The sequence below is a fragment of the Trinickia sp. genome, from assembly GCF_035492435.1.
Classification (GTDB): Bacteria; Pseudomonadota; Gammaproteobacteria; order Burkholderiales; family Burkholderiaceae; genus Trinickia.
Genome location: NZ_DATJJF010000207.1, coordinates 15,344 through 27,167, shown reverse-complemented (window position 1 = coordinate 27,167; position 11,824 = coordinate 15,344). Strand labels below are relative to the sequence as shown.

Here is an 11,824-nt window from a genome sequence, read left to right as displayed (position 1 = left end):
AGGTAATTCTGCACCTGCGCCGCGACGGGCACGGTCGTGAGAACCGGGTAGCTGACGCCGGGCTGCAATGCGACGCGCGCGCCGCCTTGTGCGTAACCCAAACTATTCGGAATCGGATTCGGTGTCGTCGGCGTTCCGAACCCCCCGTAGACGGCTGGGTTCAGCGTACCGCCATAGTACGTGGCGACGTTTTGCGTCCATACCTGGCCGGGATTCGTCGTGAAGCGGCCGCCCCCGAAGTTCGGCAGGGCGTAAGCCGAGTAGGTTCCGACATCGGACAGGCTATCGCCGAACGATACGACTTGCAACGATACGCCCCCTGGCGGCGTCGAGCTCGTCGGCGTTGAATCCCCGCCGCCACCGCACGCGGCGAGCATCGCAAAGGCTGCGCTCGCGAGGGTGGCCTGTACTGCCCGCTGCAGCCGGTTGCGTTGTAGTTTATGGCTATGGCGTTGTTCCATCGACATCATCTCCTCGGTTATGCGGCTCGTCAGCCGTGGTCTATGCCTCTAAAAATGTCGTTATCGGCCGTCGTCTGACAGCGCTGAGCGCCGCGAGAGCGGCGAAAAGCTGTGCCTCGTGCAAAAAGCGCTTCGCATGGTCTCTCAGGTTCGGTGCGAAGCGGGCGGGCATCGGTGTTCGACGCCGCGTCCACGGGCCGCGTGAAGCGCTGCGGCCCATTCGGGCGGAGCGAAAAGCGCACGCAGCTTGTTCGCAAGCCCGCGCGCGTGCGCCACGTCGGCGAACATCGACGCCCATTCGTGAAACGTCGCCTTGAACGGATTGAAGGTCGGCACCGGCTCGACGATGCCGTATTCGGGCGGATCGTTGAGGTCCTCCCGCACGTAGCTGCCAAAGAGCTGGTCCCAGATGACGAGCACGCCGGCGTAATTGCGGTCGATGTAGCGCGCGTTGCGCGCGTGATGGCAGCGGTGGACCGACGGCGTGTTGAAGACATGCTCGAGCCACCCGAGCCGGCCGATCGCTTGCGTGTGTACGAAGAACTGAAAGGCGAGATTGATCAGCACGATCGCGATGATTTGCTGCGGCGGAAAGCCGAGTAGCGCAAGCGGTATCCAGAAAGCCCACATGCCGGCCAATGGGTACATCAGACTTTGTCGAAAGGCCGTTGACAGATTGAGCTGTTCCGAGGAGTGATGCACGACGTGAGCAGCCCACAGCCAGCGCACGCGATGGCTCATGCGATGAAAGACGTAATAAAGGAGGTCCTGCGCCACGAACAGCACGGCGAAGGCAAGCCAGCCCGGCTGCCAATCGAGGAGGCGCCAATGCTCGTAGACGTAGGCATACACCGGCACCACAGCGAACCATGCGAGTTTGTCAGCGCCCTGGTGCATGAGGGCAAGCGCGGCATTGCACAGGGTGTCGCGCCAGTGATAGATGTGCGCATTCGGCTGCGTGCGCGAGAAGTGCCACGCCTCCCAGCCGATACACGCGAGAAAGACGGGCGCCATGGCGACGAGAAGCCATTCGGCGTCGAATTGCATGTACGTCTTCCTCCCGGTCGTCTCCTTGATTTTGTGCTGGGCGCAGCACGACGTGCCGAGGGACATCGGTTCGCGCCGCGTCGATACCTTGCGTTGATGTCGCCTCGGGCAGCCGAGTACATCTGCGGTGCGGCGTGCGTGGCTGCCCTTTTGCCTTTTTTCTCCCCTGTCTCGCGTCTTTCGACCGTCAAGGTTTCGTTGTCAAAAAAGCATGGGCGATGCGCACCGGCTACGTTGCCCGACAGCGTACACGCTCGCGTGCAAGGCACGCGCCATTTATCGTAGAGGGATCACTCCATCTCGCTGTTCAGTGCATACCTCGATACACCCAATCGAGCAACGCATCGTGAGCGGCGCGCGCGGCACCCGCATGCTCGTCGTTGATGAGGCTCACGACCACATAGGTTTCACCGTTGGCTGCGGCGACGTAGCCGGCAATCGCGCGCACGTCACGCAGCGTGCCCGTCTTGATGTGCGCGTTGCCGAGCACCGGGTCGTTGCGCAGACGGTTGCGCATCGTGCCGTCGATGCCCGCCACGGGCAGCGAGGCCACGAACACTTGGGCGACGGGGCTTGCGTTGGCCGCTTGCAGCAAGTCAGCAAGCGACAGTGCGCTGATATGCTCCTCGCGAGTCAGCCCGGAGCCGTTGAAGAGCGCGACTTCCGGCATCGCGAGCCCGTGCGCACCCAAGAAGCGCTCGATCGCTTGGGCGGATTTTTCGGGCGTGGCGGGCGGCTTGCCGGACACGGCGCCGATCGTCAGGAACAGATTGCGGGCCATCACGTTGTTGCTGAACTTGTTGATGTCCCGCACGATCTCGCCGAGCGGCGGCCCCTCGTGCGTGGCGACGAGCCGCGCGCCGGCTGGCACCGCGGCTTCACGCGTCGTGCCATTGAAGCTGCCGCCTTGCTGCCGCCAGAGCGCGAGGAATCCCCCCGCGAAAAACGCCGAATGATCGAGCACGGCGAGGTTGACCGTGCGCGCGCCGCAGCGCACAGGGTACTCGCCGGAAAAGAGCGCCTGGAGCGTGCCGTCCTGCTCGGGCGTGACGCTGGGCATGGCGGCCTCCGCGCTCCTGCAGGCGCCGGGGCGGGCTCGCAGCGAGTTCTCGATTTTCAGCTGTGCGAGTTCCGGCACAACCTCGATTGAGACAGAGCCGCCGCTCGACGGCGTGACCGTGAACGAAAGCGACTTGAAGGCATAGAGAAGCGGGTCTGGCCCTACGTTATACGGCGCGCTGACGTCGTCGTCGAAGGGCGGCAGGTCGCGCGTCGACGAATCGAAGAATTGCTTGTCGAGCACCAGTGCGCCGTCGATGCCGGTAATGCCAGCCTTACGGATCCGGTCGACGAGGTCGATGAGCTCCTCTGGCACGAGCTTGGGGTCTCCCGTGCCCTGGATATAGAGATCGCCATGCAGCATGCCGTTTGCATCGACGGTGCCGTCCGCGTAGGCGCGCGTGCGCCAACGGTAGTCGGGCCCGAGGATTTCGAGGCCGGAGTACGTGGTGACGAGCTTCATCGTCGAGGCGGGCATCATCGGCTTTGCGGCATTGACCGCGACGACGGGTGAGGTCGTACCGATGCGCTCGATCACGACGCTCACCGACGAGAGCGGCACCTTCGAGCGTTCGAGCGCACGCATGACCGACGCCGGCAATACGGTGCTGACGCTGACGCGGGGGCGATGGTGGAGCTTGCGCGCATTAGCCGGCGGTGCGAATGCCAAGGCGGCAGCGATGCTGATGGTGAGACCTGTGCGCCCAAGCTGGCCACGGCGTGTTCGCCCGCGTGGCAGCGCCGTGGCGGCAGAGGCCGATGGATCGGTCTGCCCGGTGGGGACAATGAAAGAGAAAGCGGCAATCAGCGCGAAATGCGGGATGCGGCACACAGACGAAATAATCGAAGCGATCGGCATGAAAAGGAACGGCGATGGGATCGGAAAACGCCGGGGCGAGGTTGTGACTGAGTGCTGTCACCGAGGCTGTGACTCGCGAAGGGCGCATCAAGGCAGCGCTCATTGTAGGGCTTGCCGCGTTACGCTCCGCCCCGAGTGCACCGCATCGACAAAAAAACGACATTGCGCGAGACCCCGTTACAATGCGCTTCATCACCCACGGCCATTCCCCAAGGGGGCTTCCTTCGGGGCGAAGGCCGGCGAGGGCGTCAACCATGATTTTGGGCGCTTGATGCGATGCGGATTTTGCTAGTCGAAGACGACATAATGATCGCCGAAGGCGTACGCAAGGCGTTGCGCGGCGAAGGCTTTGCCGTCGACTGGGTGCAGGACGGCGAATTGGCGCTCACGGCGGCGGGCGGCGAGCCGTACGACCTCGTGTTGTTGGATCTCGGGTTGCCCAAACGCGACGGGCTCGACGTGCTACGTGCCATGCGCACACGCGGGCTCTCGATGCCGGTGCTTATCCTCACCGCCCGCGATGCCGTGGCCGATCGCGTGAAGGGGCTTGACGCCGGCGCGGACGATTACCTCGTCAAGCCGTTCGATCTCGACGAGCTGGGCGCGCGGATGCGCGCGTTGATCCGCCGCCATTCGGGACGCAGCGAATCGACGATCCGGCACGGCTCGCTGACGCTCGATCCGGCTGCGCACCAGGTGACGCTCAATGGCGCGCCCGTCGCGCTCTCGGCGCGCGAGTTCGCGTTGCTCGAGGCGCTGCTTGCGCGCCCCGGCGCGGTGCTGTCCAAAAGCCAGCTCGAAGAGAAGATGTATGGCTGGGGCGAGGAAATCGGCAGCAACACGGTCGAAGTCTACATTCACGCACTGCGCAAGAAGCTCGGTGCAGATCTCATCCGAAATGTACGCGGCCTCGGATACATGATCGCCAAAGAAGGCTAGGCGACAAGGAGAACACCGCTTTCGCCATGCGTTCGATTCGTCATCAACTGTTGTTCTGGCTCGTCGCGCTCGTCGTGGCGGGCGTGGGCGCCGCGGGCTGGCTCATCTATCGTCAGGCGCTGGCCGAGGCGAATGAGCTGTTCGACTATCAGCTGCAGGAGATCGCGGCGGCGCTGCCGTCCGAGCCGTTTTCGCAGATTTTCGGCGCGCACAACGATGCCGACGAGGGCATCGTCATTCAAATCTGGAGCCGCACGGGCGCGCTCATGTACTACTCGCATCCACGCGCGCCGCTCGCACCGCGCGCCGAGCTGGGCTTTTCGACCGAGCGCACGGAGCGTGGCGACTGGCGCGTCTATGGCGCCATCGTCGGCGACAACGTCGTGCAGCTCGCGCAGCCGCTGTCCGTGCGCAACCGGCTCGCGTCGAACGTGGCCTTGCGCACGCTTTGGCCGCTTATTGTGCTGCTGCCCTTGCTCGGCCTCGCCGTCTGGATCATCGTCGGCCGTGGGCTCGCGCCGCTCGAGCGCTTGACGCGCGCGCTGGAGGCGCGTCGACCCCAGGCGCTCGATCCGCTGCCGGATCGGCACCTGCCGCTCGAGGTGCAGCCGCTTGTGCGCGCGCTCAATGGTTTGCTTGCGCGGCTCACCGAAGCGCGCGATACGCAGCGTGCATTCGTGGCCGATGCCGCGCACGAGCTTCGCACACCGCTTGCAGCCGTACAAATCCAGTCGCAGCTCGTTGCACGCGCGCAAGATCCAGAGTCGCGCCGCGAGGCGCTCGTCGATTTGCAGTCCGGCGTGACGCGTGCGACGCGGCTAGCCGAGCAACTGCTTGCGTTAGCGCGCGCGGAGCCGCTCGAGGGCGCTGTGAAGGCGCCTGTCGATCTGCGGGAACTACTTGCCGAATGCGTCGCTGCGCGGGCGCCGCTTGCGCAGCGAGGCGGCGTCGATCTGGGCTTCGAGCAGGCCGAGCCCGCGACCATTGTGGGCGATGCCGACGCGCTGCGCGCCATGCTCGGCAATCTGCTCGACAACGCCGTCAAATACACCCCATCAGGCGGCCGTATCGACGTGGCGCTGAATGTGAGCGAGGAAGGGCGTCCGCGTGTGCAGATCGGCGACAGCGGCCCTGGCATTGCGCCCAAGGAGCGTGAACGCGTGTTCGACCGCTTTTATCGCGACGCTTCTGCGCGTGGCCGCACGGATCTGTCCGGCAGCGGGCTGGGTCTCGCCATCGTCAAGCGCGTGGCCGCGCAGCACGGCGCGCGAATCGAGCTTGGCGACGCCCCGCTCGGTGGCCTGCTCGTCACGGTCCGGTTCTGAGCACACACACGAGTGAAAGCAGGCCGCTGCCGCGTCGCCCCGGGTACCCAAAGCGGGTAGATCTGGGCTTCGAGACCGACCGGTTTTCTCGACCGTGGCCGTACCCGACCGGTCAATGAGGCCCTGCAATTAAGTTTTTCTTAAGCGAGCCCGCTTATTCTCGTGTCCATCAAGCAAGGAGGCCCATTCGATGAACACGAAGATCCTGTCTCGCAGTGCCGTCGCGATTGCCGTCGCGGTAGCCTTGTCCGCTGGCTATGCGGTCGGCTCCCGACATACCGATCCGCAGATCATCACTTCGGCCAATGCCGCGGCATTGATGCCGGCGGAAGCGGCGGCCAAGACCGGTATTCCGGATTTCTCCGGGCTCGTCGAGACGTACGGCCCTGCCGTCGTGAACATCAGCGCGAAGCACGTGGTGAAGCGTCCGGAGCGGCGCTCGATGCAGCAGCTGCCGATTGATCCGAACGATCCGTTCTACCAGTTTTTCAAGCGCTTTTACGGCCAATTCCCCGGCTTTAACGGGGACGACGGCGGCGGCGCGCAGGACGATGACGTACCGAGTGCAAGCCTCGGCTCCGGTTTCATCGTCAGCACGGACGGCTACATCTTGACGAACGCGCACGTGATCGACGGCGCCAACGTCGTCACGGTCAAGCTGACCGACAAGCGCGAGTATCGCGCGAAAGTCATCGGCGCGGACAAGCAGTCCGACGTGGCAGTGCTCAAGATCGACGCCTCGAATCTGCCGACCGTCAAGATCGGCGATCCGAACCAGAGCAAGGTCGGCCAGTGGGTCGTCGCAATCGGCTCGCCTTATGGCTTCGACAACACAGTGACCTCGGGCATCATCAGCGCCAAAGGCCGCTCGCTGCCTGACGAGAACTACACGCCGTTCATCCAGACTGACGTGGCCGTCAACCCCGGGAACTCGGGTGGGCCGCTCTTCAACCTGGAAGGACAGGTCATCGGCATCAACTCGATGATCTATTCGCAAACGGGCGGCTTCCAGGGCCTCTCGTTCGCGATCCCGATCGACGAAGCGATCCGCGTCAAGGATGAGATCGTCAAGACGGGGCACGTGAGCCGGGGGCGCCTCGGTGTGGCCGTCCAGGGCGTGAACCAGACGCTCGCCAACTCGTTCGGCCTGCAAAAGCCCGTCGGAGCGCTGGTGAGCTCGGTCGAGGCCGGCGGCCCGGCCGCCAAGGCAGGATTGCAGGCGGGCGACGTGATTCTGGCCGTCAACGGTGTGCCCGTCGAGGATTCCACCGATTTGCCCTCTCAGATCGCGGCCATGAAGCCGGGTACGAAGGCAACGCTCGACGTCTGGCGCGACAAGTCGAAGAGGCAGGTGGCGGTCACGCTCGGTTCGATGTCGCTGCGCAAGGTGGCCGACAACGCCGGTGCGACTGCCGAGCAAGGGCGCCTGGGCGTCGCGGTGCGCGCGCTCACGTCCCAGGAGCAAAGCGCGGCTTCGCTGTCACATGGCCTGCTCGTCCAACAAGCGTCGGGCGCTGCCGCGAGCGCGGGCATTCAGCCCGGCGATGTGATTCTCGCTGTCAACGGCAGGCCCGTTTCTTCGCCGGATCAGTTGGCGCAGATCATCGCGAAGGCCGGCGACAGCGTCGCACTCCTGATCCAGCGCGACAACGCACAGATCTTCGTGCCAGTGGATCTCGGCTGACCGTCCGCCGGGCTGATCGCCCGGCTTCGACGTCCCGGCGGTGGGCCGGCACGAGCCTGGCAGGGTGTCGGTTATGGGGCGGGAAGCCGTCCGACACCCGCCGGCACGGCTTCCCGGGATGTTCAAAACGATAGGAGCAATGCCATGGAAACGCCACGCAGCAATGATGCGAATCAGTGGGCGGGTAATCGGACTGAAGAAAGGACCGGAAAGCGGGCTGGAATCGCGGTCGTAGTCGTCGCGCTTGCGGTTGCCTTTTCCGGTAGCGCGTTCGCGCAGGGTTCGCCGAGTGGGCCGGATTCACACGGCATGCAGGACTCGCACGACACATCGAGCTCCCCCGGCACCGTTGGCGGTTCGGCGACAGACATGACGAGCGCCGGCAACGTCGAGGGCATGCCGCAAATCCAGCAGCAAGGTGCGGTGTCCTACGTATCGGGCGGCGTCGGCATCGACGAATCGACGGCGTTGAAGCAGCAAGCGCCGCGCTGGCCCCTCGCCATGCGCTTTACGGGACGGGCGTCGGAGTATCTGGGCGACGTTCAGGTGCGCATCGTCGACCGCCACGGTGCGGACGTCTTGAGCACGCAGTCGCAAGGCCCGTACATGCTCGTCAAGCTGGCGCCGGGCCAATATACGGTTCACGCCAGCTACAACGACCGGGAGCAGACGCGCTCGGTGATGGTCTCCTCGCGGCCCGGTGCGCGTGCCGACTTCAGTTGGACCACACAGTAGCGCATACGCGAGGTGCGCTTCGGCCAAGCTTTGGTCGATAATATAAGCCACGGGCGGCCTGCCCGTGGCTTTTTGTCTTCTACGGACATTGGCAATTGGCGGGCGGCCGCATGATGGCTACCAGGGAATTGCCATGACCCATGCCAATGTTCACCGTATCGAAATCGAGCCGAATTCCCACCGGTTGCGCGTGATTCACGGCGGCATCACGATCGCCGATACCGTGCAGGGGGTCACCCTCCGGGAAGCCGGGCTTCCGGAGGTGTTCTACTTTCCGCGCAAAGACGTCAACATGGCGAGACTGGAGCGTTCGGACTACACGACGCACTGTCCTTTCAAGGGTGCGGCGTGCCATTTTCATCTGCGCACCGAAGACAATGGCCTCGTCGAGAATGCTGCTTGGAGCTATGAAGATCCTCTCGAGCAGGTGGGGCAAATAAAGGCCTACCTGGCTTTCTATGCGTCGCGTGTCGACCGCATTTTTCAGACGTCGTAGTTGCCACGGGCACCAAGGGGATATCACGATGGAGCTGACCGATGCACTGTGCATTCCCCTTGACCCCGCCGTCGTCGCGGCAGCGTTTGCCGACAGCGCGCTGGTGCGGGCTAGCCTCGAGCACTGCGAATCGTTTGCGCTGCAGCCGAGCGGTGAATATGCCCTGGTGCTGACCGTGCCCGTCGGCCCGTTGCGCGCGCGTTACGCGGTGCGCATGCACGTGACGCATCGCGAAAAGGAGCCGACGGCGCTCGGCGGCGCTGCGCTTTGCCGTCAACTCGAGTTCAAAGCGTCGGCGGCGGGCGTAGGCTCCTTGCGCGGCCACATCGATATCGAACTCCAACAAGACGTGCTGCATGGCGATGAGCGCCGCGACGTTGCCGGATACGGCACCCGCATCCAGTACGCCATCTGGGCGACGCTTGATGGGCCGCTTGCCGAGCTGCCCGCCGGACAAGCAGAGAGCGCGCTCTACACGCTCGTCGACGACTTCTTCGCCGAGTTTTCCGCGGTGCTTCTTGCGAAGTACGGCAAGGCGCCTAACCGTGCCAGCTCGGGCGCGATGCGGCGTCAACAGGTGTTTCTGCGCCCGATCGATGCCGCAGGGCTCGCACGCAAGGGCGTCTCGCACGATGCGCTCGAGGAAACCGCCCGCGGTGCCGGCGACATGCTCATGGGCACACGAGGGGCGCCAAAGCCAGATCGGCAGCCCGTGACCGGCGTGCCGCTGTTGATATGGGTGGCTGCCGTCATGGCGGGGGTCGCGCTGCTTTACCTCCTCGATCAGATCAATCCGCAGTGAGCGGCAAACTGCGCACGGTGCATTTGCGTTCGCTACGTCGCGCATCGCTGCCGCGCGCTCGCTCAGGTCGCCTGCTTGCCCGTGGGGCGACGCAGCGCGGGGCTTGTGCGCAGCATGTCAAAGCACGCGTCGATGAACGGTTCGAGGTGGCAGGGGAGGTCGATTGACGGCGGCAGCATCAGCGAGTCGCGCAAAAAGCCGCCGATGAACGCGTGTAAAAAGAGGGCCGCGCGCCGCGAATCGAGATCGGCCGGCAACTGGCCCTTTGCGATTGCGCGCTGCAAATCGCCCTCGATTTTGCCGACACCTTCCTCCATGGTCGTTTGATGGCGCGCCTTTACCGGCCCCATGTCGTCGACGAATTCACATTTGAGAAAGAGGATGTCGAACACGCGACGGCGGCGCAGATCGGTTGAGGATGCGCGCAGACACCATTTCAAGACCTCGGCCAGCCGGGCGAGCGGATTGGCCGGATCTTCGTCACCTTCGAGCAACTCGTCGAGCGGCAGCAAGACGCGATCGAACATCGCCGTGAAAACATCCCCCTTGTTCGCGAAGTGCCAGTAGATCGCGCCGCGCGTCACGCCTGCTTGGGCTGCGATATCGGCCAGCGAGGTGCGGGAAACGCCTTTGTCGTAGAAGACTTGCTCGGCCGCATCGAGAATGCGGTTGCGTGTTTCAAGGGCTTCTTCCTTGGTTCTTCTGACCATGTTGCGTGCCCCGTATGCGGGACTCGTTGACGTTCGATGTCAGGGATAGGCGCTAAACACCTGACGACGTGGCGCCCACGATATATCGTCAGATTATTGGAAATCACGCAATCGAAACCTTTTACCTACATTAACGAATGTATATAAAATAGGCGCTACGTTTGCGTGTTTCAAGCTGGATCCCGGTAGCCCCGACCGACGCTCACGCGTCCCGCGGCAAGCTGCGGACTGGCTCGCTTGACGCCGTTCTCACGAACGCGCGCTCGGCGGTTGCGGCAGGTGCTTCGCCAGGCACGAAAGCCGTTTCGCCTGTCGGCGCTCATCAAGCTTTCCTGCGACGTGAGGGCGCCGCGTGCCTTCGCGGATGAGGCGCCGCAGGCCTACCTTTTGCCAGTTATTGACCCAGGGGTTGCTCCATGCGTGTCGAACCGGTTTCTCTGCGTCTCATCTGTATTGCGATAACTGCGCTGATCGTTGCGGCGTGCGGGCAAAAGCCGTCGACGTCAGAGCAGCAGACGCCGGAGGTCGGTGTTGTCGAAACCAAAACGAGCGCCGTACCCGTGGTGACGGAGTTGCCGGGCAGAACGAGCGCGTACCTCGTCGCGCAGGTGCGCGCGCGCGTCGACGGCATTGTGCTCTCGCGCGATTTCATCGAGGGCAGCGAAGTCAAGGCTGGCCAGCGCCTCTACAAGATCGATCCGGCACCCTACATCGCCGCGCTCAACAGCGCGAAGGCAACACTCGCCAAGGCCCAGGCGGATCTCGCGAGGACCACCGCGCAGGCCAGCCGCTTTAAAGTGCTTGTTGCCGCGAACGCTGTCAGCAAACAGGATTACGACAACGCGGTGGCCGCGCAAGGCCAAGGGGTGGCCGATGTCGAATCGGGCAGGGCGGCGGTTCAGACGGCGCAAATCAATCTCGGCTACACGGACGTCGTGGCGCCCATCAGCGGCCGCACCGGTGTATCGCAGGTAACGCCCGGCGCCTATGTGCAGGCTAGCCAGGCGACCCTGATGGACACGATTCAGCAAATTGATCAGGTGTATGTCGACGTTACGCAGTCGAGCCTCGAGGGTCTGCGGCTACGTCGCGACATTCAGACAGGACGCGTGAAGACGAGTGGCCCGAATGCCGCGAAGGTGTCGCTGATTCTGGAGGATGGAAGCGTGTACCCGTTGCCGGGCACGCTGCAGTTCACCGACGTGACCGTCGATCAGTCGACAGGGTCAGTCACGGTGCGCGCAACCTTCCCGAACCCCGGCCGCGTGTTGCTTCCGGGCATGTTCGTTCGCGCGCGCATCGAGCAGGGTATCAACGAAAGTGCGATGCTCGTTCCACAAGTTGGCGTCACGCATGACCAAAAGGGCCAGGCGATTGCCCTCGTGGTAGGGGCCGACGACAAGGTCGTGCCGCACACGCTCGTGACCACGGGTATGCAAGGGGCCGACTGGATTGTCGAGGGTGGGTTGCAGCCGGGCGATCGCGTGATCGTGCAAGGCACGGAGAAGGTGCGTCCCGGCATGACGGTGAAGGCTGTGCCGGCACAAATCACCGCCTTGGGGGCTGCTTCCAGTGCCGCTTCGGGTGCTTCCCATGGAGCGGCGGGTCTCGCGGCGTCTGTGCCGGCCCCCAATCCCTCAAGGGGACCTTCTCCGGGGCGCGGGACTGCTTCCGGGGCGAATGCGGCGTCGGGCGCGTAACCACGGG

10 protein-coding genes and 1 pseudogene are annotated in these 11,824 nt (G+C 64.1%); 7 read left to right on the top strand and 4 right to left on the bottom strand.

The annotated features are described in order from the left end of the window. The 3 genes and pseudogenes from VL598_RS15005 to dacB all read right to left on the bottom strand — a co-directional run. Positions 1–470: pseudogene (locus VL598_RS15005) on the bottom strand (acylhydrolase); the annotation flags it as partial. 135 nt (positions 471–605) lie between these two features. Next, entirely contained in the window at positions 606–1,508 is a 903-nt protein-coding gene (locus VL598_RS15000; RefSeq protein ID WP_325327520.1) for a sterol desaturase family protein, read from the bottom strand. 307 nt (positions 1,509–1,815) lie between these two features. After that, positions 1,816–3,426 carry a D-alanyl-D-alanine carboxypeptidase/D-alanyl-D-alanine endopeptidase gene (gene dacB, locus VL598_RS14995; RefSeq protein WP_325327519.1) on the bottom strand — a complete coding sequence of 537 codons (1,611 nt, stop codon included), beginning with the start codon at positions 3,424–3,426 and terminating at the stop codon, positions 1,816–1,818. A gap of 276 nt (positions 3,427–3,702) precedes the next feature. Here dacB and VL598_RS14990 point away from each other — a divergent pair, with 276 nt between their 5' ends. The 6 genes from VL598_RS14990 (at position 3,703) to VL598_RS14965 (ending at position 9,407) form a co-directional block, all read left to right on the top strand. Beyond that, positions 3,703–4,365, top strand: a complete 663-nt coding sequence (locus tag VL598_RS14990) for a response regulator (protein ID WP_325327518.1) — start codon at positions 3,703–3,705, stop codon at positions 4,363–4,365. A 26-nt stretch (positions 4,366–4,391) separates the two neighbouring features. Then, entirely contained in the window at positions 4,392–5,690 is a 1,299-nt protein-coding gene (locus VL598_RS14985; RefSeq protein WP_325327517.1) for an ATP-binding protein, read from the top strand. A gap of 190 nt (positions 5,691–5,880) precedes the next feature. After that, the gene (locus VL598_RS14980; protein WP_325327516.1) at positions 5,881–7,374 is read left to right on the top strand and encodes a DegQ family serine endoprotease; all 1,494 of its coding nucleotides are present in this window, start codon (positions 5,881–5,883) and stop codon (positions 7,372–7,374) included. Between the two features lie 144 nt (positions 7,375–7,518). Then, positions 7,519–8,109, top strand: coding sequence for a carboxypeptidase regulatory-like domain-containing protein (locus VL598_RS14975; RefSeq protein WP_325327515.1), 591 nt, complete (start codon positions 7,519–7,521; stop codon positions 8,107–8,109). A 133-nt stretch (positions 8,110–8,242) separates the two neighbouring features. After that, on the top strand, positions 8,243–8,605 hold the full coding sequence (locus VL598_RS14970) for a DUF427 domain-containing protein (protein ID WP_325327514.1): 363 nt from the start codon (positions 8,243–8,245) through the stop codon (positions 8,603–8,605). A gap of 28 nt (positions 8,606–8,633) precedes the next feature. Beyond that, positions 8,634–9,407, top strand: coding sequence for an SRPBCC domain-containing protein (locus VL598_RS14965; protein WP_325327513.1), 774 nt, complete (start codon positions 8,634–8,636; stop codon positions 9,405–9,407). A gap of 62 nt (positions 9,408–9,469) precedes the next feature. Here the strand turns inward: VL598_RS14965 and VL598_RS14960 are convergent, their stop codons facing one another. Continuing rightward, complete coding sequence (locus VL598_RS14960) at positions 9,470–10,117, bottom strand: TetR family transcriptional regulator (protein ID WP_325327512.1); 648 nt, start codon at positions 10,115–10,117, stop codon at positions 9,470–9,472. Positions 10,118–10,533: 416 nt separating this feature from the next. Between VL598_RS14960 and VL598_RS14955 the strand changes: the two genes are divergently transcribed. Further along, complete coding sequence (locus tag VL598_RS14955) at positions 10,534–11,817, top strand: efflux RND transporter periplasmic adaptor subunit (RefSeq protein WP_325327511.1); 1,284 nt, start codon at positions 10,534–10,536, stop codon at positions 11,815–11,817. The last annotated feature ends 7 nt before the right edge of the window (positions 11,818–11,824 follow it).

What these genes read in the sequence shown, in the direction of transcription:
- VL598_RS15000 (WP_325327520.1), bottom strand. Translation starts at nt 1,508, where the DNA reads ATGCAATTCGACGCCGAATGGCTTCTCGTCGCCATGGCGCCCGTCTTT.
- dacB (WP_325327519.1), bottom strand. Translation starts at nt 3,426, where the DNA reads ATGCCGATCGCTTCGATTATTTCGTCTGTGTGCCGCATCCCGCATTTC.
- VL598_RS14990 (WP_325327518.1), top strand. Translation starts at nt 3,703, where the DNA reads ATGCGGATTTTGCTAGTCGAAGACGACATAATGATCGCCGAAGGCGTA.
- VL598_RS14985 (WP_325327517.1), top strand. Translation starts at nt 4,392, where the DNA reads ATGCGTTCGATTCGTCATCAACTGTTGTTCTGGCTCGTCGCGCTCGTC.
- VL598_RS14980 (WP_325327516.1), top strand. Translation starts at nt 5,881, where the DNA reads ATGAACACGAAGATCCTGTCTCGCAGTGCCGTCGCGATTGCCGTCGCG.
- VL598_RS14975 (WP_325327515.1), top strand. Translation starts at nt 7,519, where the DNA reads ATGGAAACGCCACGCAGCAATGATGCGAATCAGTGGGCGGGTAATCGG.
- VL598_RS14970 (WP_325327514.1), top strand. Translation starts at nt 8,243, where the DNA reads ATGACCCATGCCAATGTTCACCGTATCGAAATCGAGCCGAATTCCCAC.
- VL598_RS14965 (WP_325327513.1), top strand. Translation starts at nt 8,634, where the DNA reads ATGGAGCTGACCGATGCACTGTGCATTCCCCTTGACCCCGCCGTCGTC.
- VL598_RS14960 (WP_325327512.1), bottom strand. Translation starts at nt 10,117, where the DNA reads ATGGTCAGAAGAACCAAGGAAGAAGCCCTTGAAACACGCAACCGCATT.
- VL598_RS14955 (WP_325327511.1), top strand. Translation starts at nt 10,534, where the DNA reads ATGCGTGTCGAACCGGTTTCTCTGCGTCTCATCTGTATTGCGATAACT.